The sequence below is a fragment of the Haemophilus parahaemolyticus genome (assembly GCF_018373095.1).
Taxonomy (GTDB): Bacteria; Pseudomonadota; Gammaproteobacteria; order Enterobacterales; family Pasteurellaceae; genus Haemophilus_A; species Haemophilus_A parahaemolyticus_A.
Window position 1 is genome coordinate 1 of record NZ_JAHAHT010000023.1, and the last position, 21821, is coordinate 21821.

The 21821-nt window shown below is 40.6% G+C and carries 25 protein-coding genes and 3 tRNA genes; 21 read left to right on the top strand and 7 right to left on the bottom strand.

Annotation, left to right across the window (positions count from 1 at the left end; genetic code table 11):
• The 12 genes from pnuC to KH943_RS04020 all read left to right on the top strand — a co-directional run.
• Positions 1–215: nicotinamide riboside transporter PnuC (gene pnuC / locus KH943_RS03965; protein WP_304107870.1), on the top strand; the 215-nt coding region annotated here is incomplete at its 5' end.
• A gap of 84 nt (positions 216–299) precedes the next feature.
• Positions 300–1175, top strand: coding sequence for a phosphoserine phosphatase SerB (serB, locus tag KH943_RS03970; RefSeq protein WP_304107872.1), 876 nt, complete (start codon positions 300–302; stop codon positions 1173–1175).
• A 1-nt stretch (position 1176) separates the two neighbouring features.
• A complete protein-coding gene (locus KH943_RS03975) occupies positions 1177–1668 on the top strand; it encodes a YajQ family cyclic di-GMP-binding protein (RefSeq protein ID WP_304107876.1) in 492 nt (163 codons plus the stop codon).
• 83 nt (positions 1669–1751) lie between these two features.
• On the top strand, positions 1752–1928 hold the full coding sequence (locus tag KH943_RS03980) for a DUF5363 domain-containing protein (protein WP_304107879.1): 177 nt from the start codon (positions 1752–1754) through the stop codon (positions 1926–1928).
• 160 nt (positions 1929–2088) lie between these two features.
• The gene (locus KH943_RS03985) at positions 2089–2439 is read left to right on the top strand and encodes a DsrE/DsrF/TusD sulfur relay family protein (RefSeq protein WP_304107881.1); all 351 of its coding nucleotides are present in this window, start codon (positions 2089–2091) and stop codon (positions 2437–2439) included.
• A complete protein-coding gene (locus KH943_RS03990) occupies positions 2439–3635 on the top strand; it encodes an NAD(P)/FAD-dependent oxidoreductase (RefSeq protein ID WP_304107884.1) in 1197 nt (398 codons plus the stop codon). The genes KH943_RS03985 and KH943_RS03990 overlap by 1 nt, the downstream gene beginning before the upstream one ends.
• Before the next feature lie 122 nt (positions 3636–3757).
• Positions 3758–3852 (top strand) — tRNA-Ser (locus KH943_RS03995).
• 13 nt (positions 3853–3865) lie between these two features.
• Positions 3866–3942, top strand: a tRNA-Arg gene (locus KH943_RS04000).
• 68 nt (positions 3943–4010) lie between these two features.
• Positions 4011–4087: transfer RNA gene (locus KH943_RS04005), tRNA-Arg, on the top strand.
• 112 nt (positions 4088–4199) lie between these two features.
• Positions 4200–5498, top strand: coding sequence for an NAD(P)/FAD-dependent oxidoreductase (locus tag KH943_RS04010; protein WP_304107887.1), 1299 nt, complete (start codon positions 4200–4202; stop codon positions 5496–5498).
• A 12-nt stretch (positions 5499–5510) separates the two neighbouring features.
• Positions 5511–6962 carry a membrane-bound lytic murein transglycosylase MltF gene (gene mltF / locus KH943_RS04015; RefSeq protein WP_304107889.1) on the top strand — a complete coding sequence of 484 codons (1452 nt, stop codon included), beginning with the start codon at positions 5511–5513 and terminating at the stop codon, positions 6960–6962.
• A gap of 128 nt (positions 6963–7090) precedes the next feature.
• Positions 7091–7684, top strand: coding sequence for an anthranilate synthase component II (locus KH943_RS04020; protein WP_304107891.1), 594 nt, complete (start codon positions 7091–7093; stop codon positions 7682–7684).
• Here the strand turns inward: KH943_RS04020 and KH943_RS04025 are convergent.
• The 4 genes from KH943_RS04025 to KH943_RS04040 form a co-directional block, all read right to left on the bottom strand.
• Positions 7670–8827, bottom strand: coding sequence for a 3-phenylpropionate MFS transporter (locus KH943_RS04025; RefSeq protein WP_304107893.1), 1158 nt, complete (start codon positions 8825–8827; stop codon positions 7670–7672). The genes KH943_RS04020 and KH943_RS04025 overlap by 15 nt on opposite strands.
• Positions 8824–9642 carry a pyrroline-5-carboxylate reductase gene (proC, locus tag KH943_RS04030; protein WP_304107895.1) on the bottom strand — a complete coding sequence of 273 codons (819 nt, stop codon included), beginning with the start codon at positions 9640–9642 and terminating at the stop codon, positions 8824–8826. Before proC ends, KH943_RS04025 begins: the two co-directional genes overlap by 4 nt.
• 61 nt (positions 9643–9703) lie before the next feature.
• Positions 9704–10375, bottom strand: coding sequence for a pseudouridine synthase (locus KH943_RS04035; RefSeq protein ID WP_304107897.1), 672 nt, complete (start codon positions 10373–10375; stop codon positions 9704–9706).
• Entirely contained in the window at positions 10372–10842 is a 471-nt protein-coding gene (locus KH943_RS04040) for an FxsA family protein (protein ID WP_304107899.1), read from the bottom strand. The genes KH943_RS04035 and KH943_RS04040 overlap by 4 nt, the downstream gene beginning before the upstream one ends.
• Before the next feature lie 82 nt (positions 10843–10924).
• Here KH943_RS04040 and tusA point away from each other — a divergent pair, with 82 nt between their 5' ends.
• The 6 genes from tusA to serA all read left to right on the top strand — a co-directional run bounded on the left by tusA (position 10925) and on the right by serA (position 15264).
• Positions 10925–11170: a sulfurtransferase TusA gene (gene tusA / locus KH943_RS04045; protein WP_040217875.1), complete on the top strand. Its 246-nt coding sequence runs from the start codon at positions 10925–10927 to the stop codon at positions 11168–11170.
• Between the two features lie 9 nt (positions 11171–11179).
• Positions 11180–11827, top strand: coding sequence for a YtjB family periplasmic protein (locus KH943_RS04050; RefSeq protein WP_304107901.1), 648 nt, complete (start codon positions 11180–11182; stop codon positions 11825–11827).
• A gap of 73 nt (positions 11828–11900) precedes the next feature.
• On the top strand, positions 11901–12119 hold the full coding sequence (gene infA / locus KH943_RS04055; protein WP_005705342.1) for a translation initiation factor IF-1: 219 nt from the start codon (positions 11901–11903) through the stop codon (positions 12117–12119).
• Between the two features lie 111 nt (positions 12120–12230).
• Entirely contained in the window at positions 12231–13157 is a 927-nt protein-coding gene (locus tag KH943_RS04060) for a LysR family transcriptional regulator (RefSeq protein ID WP_304107991.1), read from the top strand.
• 133 nt (positions 13158–13290) lie between these two features.
• Positions 13291–13950: a ribose-5-phosphate isomerase RpiA gene (gene rpiA / locus KH943_RS04065; RefSeq protein WP_304107992.1), complete on the top strand. Its 660-nt coding sequence runs from the start codon at positions 13291–13293 to the stop codon at positions 13948–13950.
• An 84-nt stretch (positions 13951–14034) separates the two neighbouring features.
• Positions 14035–15264 (top strand): phosphoglycerate dehydrogenase, encoded by a 1230-nt coding sequence (gene serA, locus KH943_RS04070; protein WP_304107995.1) that lies wholly within the window; start codon positions 14035–14037, stop codon positions 15262–15264.
• Positions 15265–15330: 66 nt separating this feature from the next.
• Here the strand turns inward: serA and KH943_RS04075 are convergent, their stop codons facing one another.
• The 3 genes from KH943_RS04075 to KH943_RS04085 form a co-directional block, all read right to left on the bottom strand.
• Positions 15331–16611 carry an NAD(P)/FAD-dependent oxidoreductase gene (locus KH943_RS04075; RefSeq protein ID WP_304107998.1) on the bottom strand — a complete coding sequence of 427 codons (1281 nt, stop codon included), beginning with the start codon at positions 16609–16611 and terminating at the stop codon, positions 15331–15333.
• A 124-nt stretch (positions 16612–16735) separates the two neighbouring features.
• Complete coding sequence (locus KH943_RS04080) at positions 16736–17227, bottom strand: SprT family zinc-dependent metalloprotease (protein ID WP_304108001.1); 492 nt, start codon at positions 17225–17227, stop codon at positions 16736–16738.
• 236 nt (positions 17228–17463) lie between these two features.
• Positions 17464–18174 carry a ribonuclease T2 family protein gene (locus tag KH943_RS04085; RefSeq protein WP_304108004.1) on the bottom strand — a complete coding sequence of 237 codons (711 nt, stop codon included), beginning with the start codon at positions 18172–18174 and terminating at the stop codon, positions 17464–17466.
• A gap of 241 nt (positions 18175–18415) precedes the next feature.
• On the opposite strand from KH943_RS04085, the gene mglB reads away from it, so the two are divergent.
• From mglB to mglC, 3 genes are all read left to right on the top strand, one after another.
• Positions 18416–19408, top strand: coding sequence for a galactose/glucose ABC transporter substrate-binding protein MglB (gene mglB / locus KH943_RS04090; RefSeq protein ID WP_304108006.1), 993 nt, complete (start codon positions 18416–18418; stop codon positions 19406–19408).
• Between the two features lie 62 nt (positions 19409–19470).
• Entirely contained in the window at positions 19471–20970 is a 1500-nt protein-coding gene (mglA, locus tag KH943_RS04095; protein ID WP_304108008.1) for a galactose/methyl galactoside ABC transporter ATP-binding protein MglA, read from the top strand.
• Between the two features lie 14 nt (positions 20971–20984).
• On the top strand, positions 20985–21821 hold an 837-nt coding region (gene mglC / locus KH943_RS04100; protein ID WP_304108010.1), incomplete at its 3' end, for a galactose/methyl galactoside ABC transporter permease MglC.

A 21821-nucleotide genomic window follows, 5' to 3' on the forward strand; every position in this document is an offset into this window, starting at 1 on the left:
GTTTAGATGGTTTAAGTACTATTATTGTGATTGCAGCACAAGTTTTGATGGTGTTACGCTACCGCGAGCAATGGCTACTCTGGATTGTGCTTAACATTATCTCTATTGCACTATGGGCAGAAAATACCTCAATGTATGTGATGTATTCCGCTTACTTACTTAATTCGCTTTACGGTTATTACAACTGGAGTAAATTGCAAAAAACAAATAACTAAACGTAGAGAAGGCTTTAGTCCGCCATATCTTCTTTATTGTTTGGCGGACTGACGCTCACTCTACAACTTTTGATTATCTATAATATGCCAAACACAATTTTTATTTACGCAAAACAACTTTCTCACCACCAAATTGATCAATTTAGCCAGCAGATTTTAGCAGAATGTGTCGGGCAAATAGGCTATTTAGACTACCAAATTGCATTTTTTGAAACAGAATCGACCGCTTGTCAATACAAAGAAATCGCTCGCCAATTGAATGTTGATCTTGCAGATTTAACAGAAATACCTGATTTCAATCAGCAAGGCTTGTTGCTTATGGATATGGATTCGACCGCAATCAAAATCGAATGCATCGATGAGATTGCAAAATTGGCAGGAACAGGCGAAGTCGTTTCAGCAATTACCGCAAGTGCAATGCGTGGTGAGTTAGATTTTGAACAGAGTTTACGCAAACGCGTGGGTACGCTTGAAAATGCTCCAGAAAGCATTTTGCAAAAAGTGAGAGAAAATCTACCGCTTATGGATGGCTTTAAAATGTTGGTGCAAACGCTTAAACAACAAGGCTGGAAGATTGCCATTGCTTCTGGTGGTTTTGATTATTTTGCGGACTATCTCAAAGAGACTTACGGCTTAGATTATGCCGTCTCAAATCAGCTGGAAATTATTGATGGCAAACTCACAGGCAAAGTGCTTGGTAAAGTAGTGGATGCACAATATAAAAAAGAGACACTTGAAATGTTGGGCGAAAAATACCAAATTCCAGCCAGCCAATGGGTTGCAGTAGGTGATGGTGCGAACGATTTACCGATGCTCAAAACCGCCACTTTAGGCGTAGCATTGCACGCTAAACCCAAAGTACAAGAACAAGCGAAATTTGTGGTAAACTTTGCAGACTTAACAGCGATTTTGTTGTTGTTAAATGCAAAAACTATTTTTGATAAATTAAAAGGAAAGTAAAATGCCATCTTTTGACATTGTTTCAGAAATTACCTTACACGAAGTGCGTAATGCGGTGGAAAATGCCAACCGAGTATTAAGCACACGCTACGATTTTCACGGTGTAGAAGCGATAATCGAATTAAATGAAAAAAATGAGACTATCAAAATTACAACCGAATCGGATTTCCAATTAGATCAATTGATTGAGATTTTAATTGGCTCTTGCGTAAAACGTGGTATTGAGCATAACTCTCTTGATATTCCATCTGAAAGCGAACATCACGGCAAACTTTACAGTAAAGAGATTAAACTAAAACAAGGGATTGAAACCGAAATGGCGAAAAAAATCACGAAGCTGATTAAAGATGCAAAAATTAAAGTGCAGGCACAGATTCAAGGCGATCAGGTGCGTGTTACAGGTAAATCTCGTGATGACCTTCAATCTGTTATTCAACTGGTGAAAGGTGCAGAATTAGGACAACCGTTCCAATTCAATAACTTCCGAGATTAATAAACAAGCGGTGAAATCTTCTCTTAGATTTGCAAGGTAACAGAGAAATCTCACCGTTTTTTTTCAAACTGGAGGAAAGAAAAATGAGTGATGAGAAAAAAAGCTGGTTTAAGAAAACATTAGAAAAATATGATCAATTTTGCGAAGAACTTGGCGTCAATCGTGGTGCCTGCCGAGGTTGCGTCCCCGTTGCGAAATTTGATCCTGAGCCAGAAACAAAGGAGAAAAAACAGAAAGAGAATTCGGATAAATCTGAATAATATCATCTAAAAATACAAATGGCATAGTCGAGCAATGCGTTTAAAACTATGCCATATATTATTCTGCAGCTACTCAAAAATCGTAATTTAAGCTTTATGCAACGGCTATATATGCCGAAAATTTCAATCTATCAGAGAATACAAAATCAAAAGAATAACTATGCAAAAACTACTTTTTATCATCAATTCTGCCCCTTATGGTAACGAAATGTTTTTCAGCGGCTTACGCCTTGCCCTACAAATTCAAGAGCAACACCAGACAGAAATTAAACTTTTCTTAATGTCTGATGCGGTAACCGCTGGTCTTAAGAAACAAAATCCATCAGAAGGCTATCACGTGCAACAGATGCTAGAAATTCTTACCTCACAAGGGGCTACGGTAAAACTCTGCAAAACATGTACCAATGCACGTGGCATTACTGAACTCCCGCTTGCCGATGGTGTAAAAATTGGTACGCTCGTTGAGCTTGCCGACTGGACGATGGAAGCCGATAAGATACTTAATTTCTAATGAAAAAAGCAGATGTAATTATTATCGGGGCGGGAGCTTCGGGCTTGTTTTGTGCTGCACAATTGGGGCAAGCGGGCAAAAGTGTGGTGATGCTTGATAACGGTAAGAAGATCGGACGTAAGATTTTAATGTCGGGCGGAGGCTTCTGCAACTTTACTAACTTAGATGTCACCCCACAACATTACCTCAGCCAAAATCGCCATTTTGTGAAATCGGCATTGGCTCGCTACACCAACTGGGATTTTATCAGCTTAGTCGCTCAATATGGTATTGCCTACCACGAAAAAGAGTTAGGGCAACTCTTCTGCGATGAAGGAGCCCAACAAATCGTGCGAATGCTGCAAATCGAATGCGAGAAAGGCAAAGTCGATATTCAGCTTCGACAAGCGCCTATTTCTGTCGAAAAAATTACAAAAGGTTTTGAAATTCAGACCGCTTGCGAAACCTATCAAACAGAAAATCTGGTGATTGCCACAGGTGGGCTTTCAATGCCAGCCTTAGGTACAAGCCCTTTTGGTTACAACATTGCGGAGCAGTTTGGCATACCAGTGATTGCACCACGTGCAAGCCTTGTACCTTTTACGTGGAAAGAGAGCGATAAACCTTTCACAGCCCTTTCTGGCATCACCTTACCTGTAACGGTAAGTAACGAGAACATCAGCTTTAGCAATCAAATGCTTTTCACACACCGAGGGCTTTCTGGACCAGCCATTTTGCAAATATCAAACTATTGGCAAATAGGTGAAGCGGTCAAAATTGATCTGTTGCCTACAAATTCCATTTGGGATATTTTGCAAGAATTGCGTCAATCTTCGCCAAAATTGCAGCTAAAAACGGTTTTAAGTCGTTATCTACCAAAAAAACTGGTTGAACTTTGGTTTGAACAAAACCTGTTAAAAGATGAAGTGATTGCTCAGCTTAGCAAAAATGCAATACAACAGCTTGAGCAATTTATCCATCATTGGCAATTTATCCCAAATGGCACAGAGGGCTACCGCACAGCAGAAGTAACGATGGGAGGGATTGATACCGATCACATTTCCTCTAAAACAATGGAAGCTAAAGCCGTTTCAGGGCTTTATTTTATTGGCGAAGTGCTTGATGTGACAGGCTGGCTTGGAGGCTACAATTTCCAATGGGCGTGGTCATCCGCTTTTGCTTGTGCAGAAGGAATTATAAAACGATATCAAAACTAATAAAAAATAAACATTTCGTCTATTCAATAGGCAGGCGTGAATGAAATCACTATTTTTTTTAGAAAAGCGTTTGACATATTTTTTAAATCTAGTAATATGCACCGCACACAGACACAGTGAGTGGTGAGATGGCCGAGCAGGCTGAAGGCGCTCCCCTGCTAAGGGAGTATAGGGTTCAAAAGCTCTATCGAGGGTTCGAATCCCTCTCTCACCGCCATTTACTTTATCATGCACCCGTAGCTCAGCTGGATAGAGTACTCGGCTACGAACCGAGCGGTCAGAGGTTCGAATCCTCTCGGGTGCGCCATTTTAAACTTTACTCTATTAGGTTTGAAATAGTCGCTGATAAAATAAATTCTCATAACAATTCAATACGCACCCGTAGCTCAGCTGGATAGAGTACTCGGCTACGAACCGAGCGGTCAGAGGTTCGAATCCTCTCGGGTGCGCCATTTTCCTTTTTCTATATAATTCCTGTAAATTTATTAAATAAAATTTTCGTTGATTTAAATCCTTTTTATTATTACGATTGCATCTATTTTTATTTAATCAATCTTATTTTTTATGCTGAATTTTGCTTACCAAGAACACCGTTCTTCTTATTATTACGATTCTCGCAATCTCGATCTTCAATTCCCCAAAATTTCTGTCAACCAATCTGCTGATGTTTGCGTGATTGGTGCGGGCTTTTTAGGGCTTTCTGCCGCTTTAGAGCTAGTTGAACAGGGCAAAAGAGTGATTGTTTTAGAAGGTGCTCGTGTGGGGTTTGGTGCATCGGGACGTTCGGGTGGACAGGCAATTAACGGCTTTGAAGAAGGTATTGATGAATATATCGATCATATCGGTTTTGAGAAAGCTCGAAAATTATGGGATATGTCGCTTGAAGCGATCGATATTATTGACGAGCGTGTGCAAAAGTATGGTATTCAATGCGATTGGAAAAAAGGTTACGCAACATTAGCCCTTAATAATCGCCGAATGGATGACTTAATTGCTATGCAAAAAGCAAGTGAAGAGCAATGTGGTTATACCAATATGCAACTTTGGGATAAAGCTCAGCTCAAACAGTATTTGGGAAGCGATATTTATGTGGGCGGTTTATACGACCGCAATTCTGGGCATTTGCATCCGCTAAATTACTGCTTAGGCTTGGCAAAAGCCTGTGTTGAAGCAGGTGTAGAAATTTACGAGCATTCGCCCGCTACTGAAATTCAAGTAAAAAGCGATACGCAAGCGGTTGTTTTTGCTGAAAATATTACCGTGAGCTGTGAACATGTGGTGTTAGCGGTAAATGCTTACATTGATGTACTTTCTAAAAAAATCACGTTCGGCATTGAAAATACCATTTTGCCTGTAGAAAGTTTTATTATCGCAACTGAACCACTTTCTCAAGCAATGGCAGATAGTCTGATTAACAATGGAATGTCAGTTTGCGATAACAATTTATTGCTCGATTATTACCGCTTGTCTGCAGATAATCGTTTGCTTTTTGGTTCTGATTCTAGTACGAATGTGGATATGATCGCTAAAATGCGCTCAGAAATGCTTGCTGTTTTCCCGCAACTGGAAGATACTAAAATTGAGTATGGTTGGGGCGGTCCTATTGATATGACAATGAATTCCACGCCTCATTTCGGGCGATCAAAACCGAATGTTTATTTTGCACAAGGTTTCTCAGGGCATGGAGTTGCATTAACAGGTTTAGCAGGACGAATTATTAGCGAAGCGATTTGTGGTAATGATGAACGCCTTGCAATTTTTGAGGGATTAAAAATACCACATTTTTATGGTGGAAAATGGATTAAGAAAATGGCATTGAAGGTGGGTATTCCTTACTACCGTTTTTTAGATAAATATCGTTGATAAGAGGTATTTTTGAAAGGTCTATTTCTCTCCTTAACGACAGCGATTGCTCTCTTGTTATGGTCGTGGGATATGGTTTATCCGTGGCAAAAATTGATGCAAGCTGAAGAAAACCGTTATACGCAAATTCAGCATACTAAAAAGCTCAAAGTAGGGATGATTAACCATCCTCTGGCTTATTTTGTCAATGCGGAAGGTAAGGCGGGTATTGAGTATGAGCTCAGTAAGGCTTTTGCTGATTATTTAGCAGTGGAACTTGATATCACGCTATTTGATAACAGCGAGCAGCTTTTCCAAGCCTTAAAACAGAATAAAATTGATATGGCTGCGGCGGGCTTACTTTATCAGTCTTCGCAGGGCGAACAATTCCAAATTGGCACAAGCTATTACTCTGCTTCTTGGCAAGTTGCGTATAAAAAAGGTACGCAGCGCCCATATAAATTAAATGAGTTACAAGCAGAAATCCTTGTGCCGGCTGGTTCGGCTGTGCTTCCAATTTTGGAACAATTAAAAGAAAATCAACCGCTTTTAAAATGGCAAACAACAGATAAATTCACTCAAGAAGAGCTACTTTTGCAAGTTGCCGAGGGCAAAATTCCTCACACCATTGCACCATCGGTAGATATTTCCTCCGCACAATATATCAATCCAAATCTGGCGGTTGGCTTTGATTTAACCGATGAAATGCCAGTGGTGTGGTATTTTGGTAAAAGCTCATTTAGCGAATTGCAGGCTTCTGTGCTGGATTTTATGGATAACGCCAATGAAACAGGTTTGATTGCTCGGATTGAAGAAAAATACTTCAACCATTTGAACCGTTTTGATTATGCGGATGCCTCTATTTATCTCAATGCAGTCAAAAATATATTGCCAAAATATCGGGCTCTATTTGAGAAACATAAAGGCGAGCTAGAGTGGCCAATGTTGGCTGCCATTGCTTACCAAGAATCTCGATGGGATCCGAATGCAACCTCTTCAACAGGCGTACGTGGAATGATGATGCTCACACGTGATACGGCTGATCGTATGAGAGTGATCGATCGTACTAATCCCGAACAGAGTATTCGCGGAGGGGCGGAATATCTGAATATGCTCATTCGCCAAATCCCTGAAACAGTGCCTGTAGAAGATCGCATTTGGTATGGTTTAGCCGCTTATAATATGGGGTTAGGACATTTATTAGATGTTCGCCGATTAACTAAACAGCTTGGAGGAGACCCTGATAATTGGTTAGAGGTGAAGAAAAATTTACCGCTTCTTGCTGAAAAACGTCATTATGCCAATTTAAAATATGGCTATGCTCGCGGTTTTGAAGCGTTTAGTTATGTGGAAAATATCCGCAAATATCACAGCAGTTTAGTCAATCATCTGCGTGTTGAAGAACAAAAGCTACAACAAGAGCAAAAAACATCGGAACAGCAGAATGAAGAGAATTTAAATCAGGAGAACTCAAATGAAATGTAAAGGAAGATTGAAGCAAAAACACCCCCTAAAGACCAACAAAAACCGTCGAATTATGCATATTTGGAAACGTAAACGCCTCATTAAAGAACGCCGAGAAGTGGCGTTTACCTTGATGAGAGAAGAATAAAATGCCCTCTTTCCAGAAACTCCTTATCATAGACAACCACGATTCTTTTACCTTTAATTTGGTGGATCTCCTCCGTCCGATTTGTCGTGAACTCAACATTCCAATACAGATTATCTTTAGCGAGGAATTGGATTTGGATGAAGTGGAAAATTTTAGCCATATTCTGATTTCGCCAGGGCCTGATATCCCGAGAGCTTATCCAAATAATTTTGCGATGTTAGAGCGTTATTCTCAGCATAAATCTATTTTGGGTGTCTGTTTGGGGCATCAAACCATTGCAGAATTTTTTGGTGGGGAGCTATATAACCTTGGAGAAGTTCGGCACGGGCAACAACGCCCATTAAGCCAGCTTGAAGAGAATCCGCTGTTTGATGGTTTGCCTGAAAGTTTCAACATTGGGCTTTATCATTCATGGGCAATTTCGCAAAATTCTCTTGAAAAAACACCGCTTGTTGCAACCTCAATTTGCGATCAAGCGGTGTTAATGGCGTTCAAACATGCGAATCTGCCAATTTACGGGGTACAGTTTCACCCCGAATCTTTTATTACCGAATATGGTCGGGAAATGTTATCCAATTGGCTAATGAGCGAGTAGGCTTGGAAATTTTTTTGGCACAAGGAAAAAGGCTGGAACAACAAAAATTGCCATCAAAATAAACATATAGCTTGGGTTATATTGATAGAGTAAGCCTGAAATAAAAGTAAAAACCGCAACAATGGCACAGTTCGATAAGCCAAAATAGAGCCCTTGCAGTTTAGCAATTTTCTCGACTTCTTGGCTTGAAATATAGCGAATCATTGCAAAGTGAGTCATTGCGAAACTGAATGAGTGTAAACATTGTTCAAAAATAAACAATGTTGGATCGGTAATGTTTGCCAGCAAAATCCAACGAGAAATGGTGACTGCTGCGGCAACCATCATCAAATAGTGGATTTTAACCTTGCCTAAAAAACGTTTAGCAAGAAAGAACATACAGATTTCCGCTACCACTGCAATACCCCAAAGCAGGCTGATCATCTCTGTTGAAATACCAAGCGATGACCAATAGAGCGTGCTGTAAGTGTAGTAGGCAGCGTGCGATCCTAAAATGAGCGAAACGGTTATTAGCATTCGGCAAGCGGTTGGTTCTTTGAAAATTTCCCAAGAACTTGGCGAATTTATCGCAAGATGTTCGCTGTTTTGTTGTAACGTAATTGAAGGCTTGAATGATTGCCCGAAAGCGAGCAATAACATAAACCCCATGAAAATAAAGAGCACTGATTCTGCGCCTAAAAAGCCAACAAGATAACCGCAACTCAGAGAGCCCACTACAAAGGCGATTGAACCAAACAAGCGAGACTTACCATAATCTAATCCCACCTGTTGCTGCCAGATGGACGCGATACTGTCTGCGATTGGCATAGCCCCTGCATTGAATATGTGAAACAGCATTAACAACGGGAAAAGCACCCAAATATTATCCGCAAAGAGGAAAATGAACGGAATTACAGCGAGATTCAGCCAAGTTAAACCGCGAGCGGTTGGAATGAGATGATCGACATGTTTTACCCGTTGTGAGGCGAGTAAGCCCCCTAGAAATCGGAAAATATAACCCACAGAGGCGATTAAACCGATCATTTCTGCACTGTATCCGTAATGTTTGAGCCAAACTGGTAGGAATGGAAGCATCACGCCATAAGCACAAAAAAAGCCGAAAAAGTTAAAAGATGCCCATTTAAATGGGGAAAGTGTGATCATAACAATTGCTCCATTTCGTTAGCTCGTGAAATAGCGGCTTGCATTGCTTGCTCAACAGTTTCTGCTAAACGTTGTTGCTCGAAAACTTCCAACGCTTTTGCAGTTGTACCACCTTTTGAAGTCACATTTTCACGTAGCTGTGAAAGTGGAATATCGGGATTGGCTTGCACTAATTTCGCCGAGCCAAGAGCGGCTTGTTGTACTAAAAAGCGAGCATCTTCCGCAGAAAAACCCATTTTTTCCGCGGAGTGTTGTATCGCTTCCATAAAGCGGAAAAAGTAAGCGGGGCTTGAACCTGTAAGTGCGATAATCTGATTGATTTTATGCTCTTCATCTACCCAATGACATTGCCCAATGGCAGACATCAGCTTCTCCGCCAATTGACAAGCGGTCGGATTCACCGAGGATTTTGCAAATAAGCCCGTTAACCCTTCTCCAATTAACGCAGGCGTATTTGGCATAGTGCGAACGATGTTTTTAGCGGTCGGTAAAAGCTGTTCAAGACGAGCGATAGAAATGCCAGCTGCCACCGAAATAACGATTTTTTGTGAGAAATCAATATCCGCAAATTCAGTGCAAACTTCCGCCATTATTTGTGGCTTCACAGCTAGGATGACAACCTCCGCCTGCTCAATCGCTTCACGATTGGTAAATTTTGTTGCAATTCCTACCGCTTGTAATTCATTGCGACGGGTTTGGTTGCTTTTGTTGCAAGCGATAATTTGGCTGGCAGGATAACCGCTTTTTAATAAGCCTTGAATGATTGCCCAAGCCATATTGCCTGTACCGATGAAAGTGAGTTTTTTATGTTGCATTTTAGTGTCTCTTATTAGTCTCTCTCTAGTATAGAAAAAGGTACCTGATTATTACGTCTACCTATTTTAGCTGTAATAGGCTAAACAATTCTCTCTTTTCGTCATTGTCCAAAACCCGATACTCCCCTGCGTTTAACCTCTCCAATTTAAACTGCCCTAATCCTACACGAATTAAGCGTAATGTGGGGAATCCTACGTGAGCGGTCATTCGGCGGACTTGACGATTTTTGCCTTCGCTGATTTTTAGCTCTAGCCACGCGGTCGGAATATTTTTCCGTTCACGGATTTTCGGGGCGGTTGCCCACTTAAAATTTGGGGCGTTAATTAGCTTGGCTTTTGCAGGTTTTGTTAGCCCATCTTTTAGTTCTATGCCTTGTTGCAGTTGGCGGATTGCCTCTTCGGTTGGAATGTTGTCTACCTGTACCCAGTAGGTTTTCTCTTTCTCAAATTTAGGATGAGCCAAACGGTGCTGAATTTCACCGTAATTCGTGAGTAAGAGTAAGCCTTCACTATCGCGATCTAAACGACCAACGGGGTAAACGTTCGGAATATCAATAAAATCCTTCAATGTTTGTCGTCCTTGTTCGTCGGTAAATTGGCAAAGCACATCATAAGGTTTATTGAAAAGTATCACGACGGTTTCATCAAAACTTGGTGAGGGAACAAGCGGTCGTTTTTTGGCTTTTGTTTGTAAAGAGGGGTTGTGGTTAAATAGCTTTCTTTTAAACATCATTTAACCCACTTATCTGGATCTTGCTGACGCTCAAATTCAGCATCAAACACGGTGTTCTCTTTCGCTCGGTAAGCGGTCTGATTTGCGCTGAAATTGACAAATTGGAAGCGTTTTTTCAACATATTCAAGCCCCATAATTTAATCAGTTTACGCGTAAACGGCAGAATGCATAAAATGGCTAAGATATCGCTAATAAAGCCAGGAATAATGAGCAAAATACCTGCAATAATAAAGAGTACGGAGTTGATTACCGCATCAGCTGGGAGTTTGCCTTGAGCTAAGTCTTGGCGGATTGAAAGTATTGTGTATAGACCACGTAGTTTCACTAGCCAAACGCCGAGCACAGAAATGGCGATTAACAAGAAAAGAGTGGGGAAAACACCGAGCACAGCACTCACGCTGACTAAAAGTGAGAGCTCGCAATAGATATAAAGAATCAAAGCAAAAAAGATGATAAGTAATGGCATAGGCTTCCTTATTTTTGCGTGAAGGTGGAAAATAGTGTATTTTAATCGCCTTATATTATTTAGTCGATACAAAAGGTCTAATATGACAGAATTAACCGCAGATCAAACCTTAGATACGCTAGGTTTGCGTTGCCCAGAACCTGTAATGCTTACTCGCAAAACTGTACGTCATATGAACGAGGGCGAAATTTTACACATTATTGCAGACGACCCCGCCACCACGCGTGATATTCCGAGTTTCTGCGAATTTATGGAGCATCAGCTGCTGAAAAGCGAAACTGAAACCGCTCCTTACCATTACTGGTTGAAAAAAGGCTTAGCAAAATAAGGCTTAATTATGTATTTTTCTCGCGAAAAATTAACCAAAACGCTGGTGTTTATTTTCACGCTTGCCTTTTGTGTAGCAACTATTAGTGTGATTTTAAATGGAGTGAATCAATTTAAGGTGGGATCGCAATTGGCAAGCATTAGCCAAGTTTCTAACCTTGCCCACGTATTAGTGCGACAGCAAGCAAACTTGTTTTCATTGATGTTGATGAAAAATACCAAAACCGATGAGTTGGTTGAGGCTTTGGATAGTTTCTCAAAAGAAGAGTTTGTTTTAGATGCGAACCTTTATTCTGCCTCGGGGGAATTGCTTGCTCAGAGTCAGCATTCGATAGCATTGAAAGAACGCATTGAGCAAAAAAATACCCAACAAATTGTGGAACCAATTTTTGCTAAACAAGCACTAGTTGGCTTTTTACGAGTAACTTTTGATGCTCAATATGAAGATAGCACGCAGGTTAAAGTGAATAAATTATTCCAACAACTTTATGGCGAACTGATTATTTTAGTGCTGACTGGCGTGCTGTTTTCTGCCACGATTTTTTACTACTTACGCCGAAAAATCCCACATGTGAGAACCGTTCGTAAGCCCGAGGCAACTAACTTAAAATCGCAAGCACAACGCTTTCATTCTAAAAGGCGGAATTTTAGGAAATAATTGTATTTTAAGCCTATCAGGGTATAATATGCACCGTTTTATTTAAATTAAGCACATTCAAAAAGAGGAAGCAATGGCTAAAGAAGATTGCATTGAAATGCAAGGTACGATTTTAGAAACCTTACCAAATACAATGTTCCGTGTAGAATTAGAAAATGGTCACATTGTGACAGCGCATATCTCTGGTAAAATGCGTAAAAACTACATCCGTATTTTAACTGGCGATAAAGTTACCGTTGAAATGACTCCATACGATTTAAGCAAAGCACGCATTATCTTCCGTGCACGCTAAGCACAAATTGGTGTTTTAGCCTGTTTTGAAAGGGCGAGCAAGCGGTAAATTTTCTAAGAAAATTTGCAAATCACTCGCCCATTCCTTTATTCTCTCTTCAAAATTCCTGCTATGAAACCGATTTTTCTTGAACTTCGTCATTTAAAAACCTTACTTGCCTTAAAAGAGAGTGGTAGTGTTTCCTTAGCAGCGAAGCGAATTCACCTTACACAATCCGCTCTTTCACACCAAATCAAACTGCTTGAAGATCAATATGAACTCACGCTTTTTGAACGTAAAACCACGCCGTTGCGTTTTACTCCCGCAGGTGAACGTTTAGTGAAACTGGCTCATGAAATTTTGCCGAAAGTAGTAGAAGCAGAATTAGATTTGGCTCGCGTAAAACAGGGCGAAGTGGGGGAATTGCGCATTTCTGTAGAATGCCATACCTGTTTCGACTGGCTAATGCCTGCGATGGATTCTTTTCGTCAAAACTGGCCACTTGTTGAGTTGGATATTGTGTCTGGTTTCCATACCGATCCTGTTGGGTTACTGCTTACTCATCGATCTGACTGGGCGGTGGTTTCCGAAGCAGAAGAAACGGAAGGGATTGTTTATCATCCGCTCTTTTCCTATGAAATGGTCGGCATCTGTGCCAAAGATCACCCGCTCGCCAATAAAGAAGTTTGGGAGGCAGAAGATTTTGCCGATGAAACTTGGATTACCTACCCAGTGCCAGACGATATGTTGGATTTATTGCGAAAAGTGCTTCGTCCTGCAGGTATTGTACCGAAACGTCGCACCAGTGAATTAACTATTGCGATTATTCAGCTCGTTGCGAGTAAGCGCGGTATTGCAACCCTGCCATATTGGGCAGTAAAACCATATTTAGATCGCGGTTATGTGGTTTCACGCAAAATCACTCAACAAGGCCTTCATAGCAACTTATACGGTGCGTTTCGTGAAACCGACCAACATTTTGCCTACCTAAACGATTTCCACAATACGGTAAAATCGCAAAGTTTTGCGACCTTACCAGGTTTGATTGTATTAACTTAATCAAAAGTTTTTATAAAACTCTTCTGTAATTAAATTTTTCAAATGACTTATGAAAAATTACCGCTTGATTTAGCTTACTCTTTGGCACACAATGAGACCAATTTTTATCTTTAAAGCAATAATAGGAAACATAATGAACCAACAAGAAATGAAGAAAATTGCAGCGAAAGCAGCACTAAAATTTGTGACACCAGATACCATCGTTGGCGTGGGTAGCGGTTCAACCGTGAATTGCTTTATTGACGAATTAGCTTCAATGAAAGATGAAATTAAAGGTGCAGTAGCGGCATCTAAAGCTTCAGAAGAGCGTTTACGTGCGTTGGGCATTGAGGTGTTTAGTGCTAATGACGTTGTGGAATTAGATGTGTATATCGATGGTGCAGATGAAATTACCCCGCAAGGTGCAATGATCAAAGGCGGCGGGGCAGCATTAACCCGTGAAAAAATTGTGAGTTCTTTGGCGAAAAAATTTATTTGTATCGTTGATAGCTCAAAACAAGTCGATGTGCTTGGTTCAACTTTCCCATTGCCAGTGGAAGTGATTCCGATGGCTCGTTCTTATGTGGCTCGTCAGTTAGTTGCACTTGGTGGTTCTCCTGAATGGCGTGAAGGCGTGGTAACAGATAACGGCAATGTGATTTTAGATGTACATCACTTTAAAATTCTTGAACCGCTGAAAATGGAACACACCATCAACAATATCGCAGGTGTGGTCACCAACGGTATTTTTGCACAACGTTTCGCGAACATTACGATTGTTGGCACGCCTGAAGGGGCAAAAATTATTGAATAAGGTCAAGCGGTGAATTTTTGCAAATGTTTTGCGAAATTGCACCGCTTTTTGTTTTTCACTTTAAACACAACATAAGGAATAACTATGGCTAAAGTTTCTCTCGACAAATCAAAAATCAAATTCTTATTACTCGAAGGCGTGCACCAAAACGCACTGGATGTATTAAAAGCGGCAGGTTACACCAACATTGAGTATCATAAAAAAGCCCTAGATGGTAAAGAGCTTATCGAAGCAATTAAAGATGCTCACTTTGTGGGAATTCGCTCGCGTACACACTTAACCAAAGAGATTTTAGAGCACGCACAAAAATTAGTGGCGGTAGGCTGTTTCTGTATCGGTACTAACCAAGTAGATTTAGCGGAAGCGAAACGTCGTGGTATTCCTGTGTTTAATGCACCGTTCTCAAATACCCGCTCTGTGGCGGAATTAGTGTTGGCAGAAATTATTTTGTTAATGCGTCAAGTACCTAAAGCGAATATGGAAGTGCATCGTGGCGTGTGGAACAAATCGGCTGCGGGTGCAAATGAAGTGCGTGGTAAAAAATTAGGTATCATCGGCTATGGTCATATCGGCTCACAATTGAGCGTGATTGCTGAAGCAGTGGGGATGCAAGTTTACTTTTACGATATCGAAAATAAATTGCCATTGGGTAATGCTCAGCAAGTGGCAAGTTTAGACGAGTTGCTTTCAAGCTGTGATGCGATTTCATTACACGTGCCAGAAAATGCCTCAACCAAAAATCTAATGAGTGCGGAACGCATTGCCCAATTAAAAGAGGATGCAATTTTAATTAATGCCGCACGCGGTACTGTCGTGGATTTAGATGCGTTAGCGACTCGCTTAGAAGCAAATAGCTTACGCGGTGCAGCGATTGACGTATTCCCTGTTGAACCTGCGTCTATTAACGATCCGTTTGAATCGCCATTACGTAAATTTGACAACGTTATCTTAACGCCACACATTGGTGGTTCAACGGCGGAAGCTCAAGAAAACATCGGTACAGAAGTAGCAAATAAATTTGTGAAATATTCAGACAATGGCTCAACCTTGTCAGCGGTAAACTTCCCAGAAGTATCACTTCCTGCCAACAATAATGCAAAACGTTTATTACACATCCACCAAAACAAACCAGGTATTTTAAACAAAATCAACCAAGTGTTTGTGGATCAAAACGTGAATATTGCTGGTCAATATTTACAAACCGACCCAGAAATTGGCTATGTGGTGATTGATGTTCAGCTTGAAGATAGCTCAGAAGCATTAAAACGCTTGAAAGAGATTGACGGCACAATTAAAGCACGCGTGCTTTACTAAATTTACCAAGATATTCAATACAAAAATAAAGCCTCTTACAATGTAAAAGGCTTTATTGTTAACCAATTAATGTAACTTCATGGAAGGACGCAAGAAGCGGTTGATTTGTCCTACTAATAAAATCAAGCCCGTTTTCAACCAACCGTGCAATGCGACTTGGTGCATACGGTAAAGTGAAAGGTAAGCAAGACGAGCGATTTTACCTTCGATAAACATATCGCCTTTCACTAAGTTGCCCATTAAGTTACCCACAGTACCGAAATGTGAGAAAGAGAGTAATGAGCCTTTATCGTTGAATTTAAACGGTTTCATTTCTTTACCTTCTAACAATGCCACAATGTTTTTACCACATTGGGTTGCCATTTGGTGTGCAGCTTGTGCTCGTGGCGGGATTGGTTTACCGTTTTGAATCAATGCAGCACAGTCGCCAATCACGAACACATCTTTATCTACCGTAGTTTGCATTAAATCGGTGATTTCGATTTGATTTAAGCGGTTGGTTTCAAAACCAAACTCTTTGATGAAATCTGGTGCTTTCACTCCAGCTGCCCATACCATTAAATCGGCTTCAATTTTTTCACCATCTTTAGTAATTAAACCATCTTCCACCGCCTCTGTGATCATTGTGTTCAAATGCACATCGACGCCTGCTTTACGTAACTCTGAAAGAGCTGAAGCAGACACTTTTTCAGTTAATGCAGGAATTAAGCGAGAGCCTGCTTCCACAAGTGCTACTTTTAAGCTTGCACGGTTTAATTTACCGAAACCGTATTCATTTAAGTGTGAAGCTGCGTTGTAAAGTTCGGCAGAAAGTTCGATCCCTGTTGCCCCACCGCCCACAATTGCGATTTTTACATCTTTATCTTGGCTATGTGAGAAACGTAAAAATAGCTCAAGCATACGTTTTTGGAAGTGTTTTGCTTGCTCAGAGCTGTCTAAGAAAATACAGTGCTCTGCGACCCCTTTAGTGCCGAAATCGTTTGATTTACTGCCAATGGCAAGAATTAATTTGTCGTATGCGATGTGACGCTCAGCAACTAACACTTCACCGTTTTCGTCTAAAAGCGGCTCTAACACAATCTCTTTTTGCTCACGATTTACACCTGTAAGCATGCCTTGTTGGAAGTGGAAATAGTGGTTTGTTGCGTGAGCACGGTAGCTTACTGCATCTGTGCCATCATCTAATGAACCTGTTGCTACTTCGTGTAACAATGGTTTCCAGAGGTGGGTAGCGTTGCGATCAATCAAAAGCACCTCTGCTTTCTTTTTTTTGCCTAATTTATTACCTAAATAGGTTGCCAGCTCTAAGCCTCCAGCGCCACCGCCAACAATCACGATTTTTTCCATAATATACTCCGAATTTTTTTAGAAATTTAAAAAATAAAACTGGTGTGAATTGTAAGGACTTTAAGCGGAATGTCTAGCCATTTTAACAATTTTTTAACGAAATTCTGCCCGCTTATAAGGAATGTTATGCGGGTAAAAATCGCAATGGTTGGTTACAATTTCGGCAGATATAACTGCGCTGGTTACGCTGAATAGCATTGTGTCGGCGGACTGAAAGCAGGTGCGTTTGGCAGTCGCATTGGTAAGAGAATTGCTTAGCAACACTCGCGGTGCTGAATTTGTGATAGATATGTGCAGGCACACCGAGCACTTGTTCCATCATCATTTTCCACTCTTTACCGTGCGGTTGCACACGCCCGAATTGTTGATAAACAAGTAAATGAGCCAACTCGTGAGGCACAACTTGTTGAATAAACGTAGCACCATTTTCTACCAATAATACAGGATTAAGGCGAATTTCATTTTGTTGTAAATATGCCACACCTGCTTTTTGCCCGCGGAGTTCGAAGTTCATCACGGGTATTGTAAATTCTTTGTTAAAGAATTGGTTAGCAAGTGCAAGGCTTTGTTTTAATTGGCGTTGAGCTTGGAGTTTGAGGATTCTTAGGTCTGACATAAAATTATTTATCTGGTTGGATTTTATTCTGCCAAATCTCCCCTCCTCCTCTTTGCTAAAGAGGGGGAATCTCAGTGAAAATGGAGATCTCTATTCCTCATCAGAAACATTCCCCTCTTTAGCAAAGAGGGGGAGGGGAGGTTTATTCGCTACGCTAACACTTTGTGCCGTTGCCAAAGTAACGTTCAAATGCAAGCATTTGTGGCAGTCTTAATTAACGAAGAAATTACTTTATATTACCTCGGACAATCCATCACATTCCATTGTTTATCATAGCAGATATAAAGCTCATTCTTGCTTGCCCCCAAATACACGCGGTCTAATTTAGGATTATTTTTACGCATCCATCGGAAAAGCTCATTATTTCGCATCCACGTATCAGGCAAGACCAAATCATCAAACAAGGCTTTCTGTTTGGCAAAATAGCTTTCAGGATCGTTGAATCCACAAGCACCGTGCTTTTCCCATTCGCCTTGTAATAGTGAAGCCCCTGGGGATTCGGGCAAATATTTTTCGATAATTTGTGGCGAAACAGGCGGCAAGTCGCCTTGGCAAAAACGTGGGTGTTCTTCAACAGATTTTGCATTTTTATTCTGTGCCCAAAGCCCGTGAATGACCCAACCGAATTGGCGATCGCTTGCACATTGATAGGCTGCCATCTCAGGAATCTTACCGTGATTTTTTTCACGCTGTGCTTCACAAAATGCAGGAGACCAAGAGAGTGCAAGCATATAGTAATCAACAGGTGCAGTGGCGTTTTGTCCGTATTTGTCATCCGACATTGCAATATCGTAATTATTTTTAACCGCTTGTTGAGCTTGAGAGACAGCGCTAGAAGCGGTTATTGTTTGAGTAGGTTTTGATTTTTCTTGCTGATTTAAAAAGTAAGAAACAATAATCGCAAAAAGAAAAATCAATAGATTAATCGTCTTTTTAGTTAATTTCATAAAATAAATAGGTTAAAAGCAAATCATAAAGGTGTGTACTATAAAACAAGCGGTCGAAAAAACCAAAAACTTTACAAAGCTGGCTAAAATTTCATCAGAAGAAATCAAATGTTAAATTTTGTGAAGCAGATCACGGATTATTCCTCCGTAAATATATATTATCTGGAGCAAGTTGTTAAGCCATAACAATTTAATGACTCTCTAAAATCTCTCTATATCCTTCCACTTAAGGGGAAATTCTATGAAAAAAATGATTTTAAGTGCTGTAGCATTCGCGGTTGCATTAGGTTCAGCAGTGGGTACTGCTCAAGCGAAAGATCGTATCGGTGTGACTATTTATAAATATGATGATAACTTTATGGCATTAATGCGTAAAGAGATCGAAAAAGAAGCGGCTCAACATAAAGATGTTGAGTTGTTAATGAATGACTCTCAAAACACACAATCTATCCAAAACGACCAAGTGGATGGCTTACTTTCTAAAGGTGTGAAAGCATTAGCAATCAACTTAGTAGACCCATCAGCAGCACCAACCATTATTGGTAAAGCAAAAGGGGATGATGTGCCAGTGATCTTCTTCAACAAAGACCCAGGTGCAAAAGCGATTGGTAGCTATGAGCACGCTTACTATGTAGGTACAGACCCGAAAGAATCGGGTGTGATTCAAGGTGACTTAATTGCGAAACAATGGAAAGCAAACCCTGCGTTAGACTTAAATAAAGACGGTAAAATCCAATACGTATTATTAAAAGGTGAACCAGGTCACCCAGATGCGGAAGCACGTACAAAATACGTTGTAGATGAATTAAACAAACAAGGTATTCAAACTGAGCAATTATTCATCGACACTGGTATGTGGGATGCTGCAATGGCGAAAGATAAAACTGATGCTTGGTTAACCAGTCCAAAAGCAGACCAAATTGAAGTGATTATTTCAAACAACGATGGTATGGCAATGGGTGCATTAGAAGCGACTAAAGCACACGGTAAAAAATTACCAATCTTCGGTGTGGATGCATTACCTGAAGTCTTACAACTTATCAAAAAAGGTGAAATTGCAGGTACTGTATTAAATGATGGTGTGGGTCAAGCGAAAGCGGTTATCGCATTATCAACTAACCTTACAGCAGGTAAAGATGCAACTGCAGGCACAGAAATTAAATTAAAAGATAAAGTCGCTCGCATTCCTTATTTAGGTGTTGATGCAAGCAACTTAGATAAATTCTTAAAATAAATTATTAAAACACGAGGCACAGGCGTGTTCGCCGTGCCTCAATTTTTTACACGGAGTGAGATATGACAAGCGAAGTACTACTCACAATGACAAACGTTAGCAAGTCGTTTCCTGGGGTAAAAGCCTTAGACCACGCTAATCTAACGGTAAAATCGCACAGCGTACACGCCTTAATGGGTGAAAACGGTGCGGGGAAATCGACCCTTTTAAAATGCTTGTTTGGTATTTATGCAAAAGATGAAGGTGAAATTCTGTTTTTAGGTAAGCCCGTTAATTTCAAAACATCTAAAGAGGCACTTGAAAACGGTATTTCAATGGTTCACCAAGAGTTGAACCTAGTTAAACAAGTAAGCGTAATGGATAACTTATGGCTCGGTCGTTATCCATTAAAAGGTCCATTTGTGGACCACGATAAAATGTATCGCGATACAAAAGCGATTTTTGATGAATTAGACATTGATGTTGATCCAAGAGAAAAAGTAGCAAAACTCTCTGTGTCTGAAATGCAGATGATCGAAATCGCCAAAGCGTTCTCTTACAATGCGAAAATTGTAATTATGGATGAGCCAACCTCTTCGCTCTCTGAAAAAGAGGTAGAACACTTATTCAAAATCATCCAAAAATTAAAAGATAGAGGCTGTGGCATTATCTACATCTCACACAAAATGGATGAAATCTTCAAAATTTGTGATGAAATCACCATTTTGCGTGATGGTAAATGGGTGAATACCGTGGCGATTAAAGATACCTCAATGGATCAAGTGGTTTCTATGATGGTAGGGCGTGAATTAACCCAACGTTTCCCAGAAAAAACCAATGTGCCACAAGAGGTAATCTTAGAAGTCGAACACTTAACTGCGAAAAACCAACCTTCGATTCAAGATATCACCTTTGAATTACGTAAAGGCGAAGTGCTTGGCGTAGCAGGCTTGGTAGGTGCAAAACGTACCGACATTGTGGAAACCATCTTCGGGGTGCGTGAAAAAGCAAGCGGTGTAATTAAACTCCACGGCAAAGAAATTCGTAACCGCAATGCTTTTGAAGCGATTAACAACGGCTTTGCTTTGGTAACTGAAGAGCGCCGTTCAACAGGGATTTACGCCAACTTAAGTATCGAATTTAACTCCCTCATTTCAAATATGAAATCGTACTTAGGCAAATTCGGCTTATTGAGTAACAAAAAAATGAAAAGCGATACCCAATGGGTTATCGACTCAATGAATGTAAAAACTCCATCGCACGGCACATCCATCGGCTCACTTTCAGGCGGTAACCAACAAAAAGTGATTATCGGACGTTGGTTATTAACCCAACCAGAAGTGTTAATGCTAGATGAACCAACCCGTGGTATCGATATCGGAGCAAAATTTGAGATTTACCAACTGATCCTTGAACTTGCCAATAAAGGAAAAGGCATCATTATGATTTCATCGGAAATGCCGGAATTACTTGGCGTAACCGACCGAATTATCGTGATGAGTAATGGTAAAGTGGCGGGCATTGTCGAAACGGCAAAAACCTCCCAGGAAGAAATCTTACAACTTGCGGCAAAATACTTATAAATCAGGAGTGAATTATGTCTGCGGTACAACCTAACAAAGCACTTAATTTTCTGAAACAAAATGCCATCTATTTTGTGTTATTGATCTTACTTATTATCATCATCGCACAAGATCCTAGCTTTTTGAGTTTACGAAATTTTAGTAACATCTTAACCCAATCTTCAGTACGTTTAATCATCGCTCTTGGTGTCGCAGGGCTGATTGTTACCCAAGGTACCGACTTATCCGCTGGTCGTCAGGTCGGTCTTGCTGCGGTAATCTCTGCTACTCTCTTACAAGCAATGGATAATATGAACAAAGTATTCCCGAACCTTGCAGAAATGCCAATCCCAGTGGTGGTGCTTATCATCTGCGGTATCGGTGCGATTATCGGTTTGTTTAATGGCTTCGTGATTGCTTACTTAAACGTAACACCGTTCATTGCCACAATGGGGACAATGATCATCATCTACGGTATCAACTCACTTTACTATGATGCTGTAGGTTCATCACCCATCGCAGGCTTTAGCGAAAATTTCTCAGACTTTGCACAAGGTTTCTTCCGCCTTGGTGGCTTTAAACTCTCATACATCACTATTTATGCAGCGATTGCAACCGTGATTATGTGGATTTTATGGAACAAAACTCGCTTTGGTAAAAACGTGTTCGCGATTGGTGGTAACCCAGAAGCTGCGAAAGTTTCAGGCGTAAACGTGGCTATGAACTTAATGGGTATCTATATGGTATCGGGTATCTTCTACGCCTTCGGTGGTATGTTAGAAGCAGGCCGTATCGGTAGTGCAACCAACAACTTAGGTTTCATGTATGAATTGGATGCGATTGCTGCCTGCGTAGTAGGTGGTGTATCTTTC

Excerpts from the sequence above, each read along its gene's own strand:
- mglA (WP_304108008.1), top strand. The coding sequence starts at position 19,471 with ATGACAAGCGAAGTACTACTCACAATGACAAACGTTAGCAAGTCGTTT.
- KH943_RS04040 (WP_304107899.1), bottom strand. The coding sequence starts at position 10,842 with ATGCCATTACTTATCATCTTTTTTGCTTTGATTCTTTATATCTATTGC.
- KH943_RS03975 (WP_304107876.1), top strand. The coding sequence starts at position 1,177 with ATGCCATCTTTTGACATTGTTTCAGAAATTACCTTACACGAAGTGCGT.
- serB (WP_304107872.1), top strand. The coding sequence starts at position 300 with ATGCCAAACACAATTTTTATTTACGCAAAACAACTTTCTCACCACCAA.
- proC (WP_304107895.1), bottom strand. The coding sequence starts at position 9,642 with ATGCAACATAAAAAACTCACTTTCATCGGTACAGGCAATATGGCTTGG.
- tusA (WP_040217875.1), top strand. The coding sequence starts at position 10,925 with ATGACAGAATTAACCGCAGATCAAACCTTAGATACGCTAGGTTTGCGT.
- KH943_RS04085 (WP_304108004.1), bottom strand. The coding sequence starts at position 18,174 with ATGAAATTAACTAAAAAGACGATTAATCTATTGATTTTTCTTTTTGCG.
- mglB (WP_304108006.1), top strand. The coding sequence starts at position 18,416 with ATGAAAAAAATGATTTTAAGTGCTGTAGCATTCGCGGTTGCATTAGGT.
- KH943_RS03985 (WP_304107881.1), top strand. The coding sequence starts at position 2,089 with ATGCAAAAACTACTTTTTATCATCAATTCTGCCCCTTATGGTAACGAA.
- KH943_RS03990 (WP_304107884.1), top strand. The coding sequence starts at position 2,439 with ATGAAAAAAGCAGATGTAATTATTATCGGGGCGGGAGCTTCGGGCTTG.
- KH943_RS04020 (WP_304107891.1), top strand. The coding sequence starts at position 7,091 with ATGCCCTCTTTCCAGAAACTCCTTATCATAGACAACCACGATTCTTTT.
- KH943_RS03980 (WP_304107879.1), top strand. The coding sequence starts at position 1,752 with ATGAGTGATGAGAAAAAAAGCTGGTTTAAGAAAACATTAGAAAAATAT.
- KH943_RS04060 (WP_304107991.1), top strand. The coding sequence starts at position 12,231 with ATGAAACCGATTTTTCTTGAACTTCGTCATTTAAAAACCTTACTTGCC.
- infA (WP_005705342.1), top strand. The coding sequence starts at position 11,901 with ATGGCTAAAGAAGATTGCATTGAAATGCAAGGTACGATTTTAGAAACC.
- KH943_RS04050 (WP_304107901.1), top strand. The coding sequence starts at position 11,180 with ATGTATTTTTCTCGCGAAAAATTAACCAAAACGCTGGTGTTTATTTTC.
- rpiA (WP_304107992.1), top strand. The coding sequence starts at position 13,291 with ATGAACCAACAAGAAATGAAGAAAATTGCAGCGAAAGCAGCACTAAAA.
- KH943_RS04010 (WP_304107887.1), top strand. The coding sequence starts at position 4,200 with ATGCTGAATTTTGCTTACCAAGAACACCGTTCTTCTTATTATTACGAT.
- KH943_RS04025 (WP_304107893.1), bottom strand. The coding sequence starts at position 8,827 with ATGATCACACTTTCCCCATTTAAATGGGCATCTTTTAACTTTTTCGGC.
- serA (WP_304107995.1), top strand. The coding sequence starts at position 14,035 with ATGGCTAAAGTTTCTCTCGACAAATCAAAAATCAAATTCTTATTACTC.
- KH943_RS04035 (WP_304107897.1), bottom strand. The coding sequence starts at position 10,375 with ATGATGTTTAAAAGAAAGCTATTTAACCACAACCCCTCTTTACAAACA.
- KH943_RS04075 (WP_304107998.1), bottom strand. The coding sequence starts at position 16,611 with ATGGAAAAAATCGTGATTGTTGGCGGTGGCGCTGGAGGCTTAGAGCTG.
- KH943_RS04080 (WP_304108001.1), bottom strand. The coding sequence starts at position 17,227 with ATGTCAGACCTAAGAATCCTCAAACTCCAAGCTCAACGCCAATTAAAA.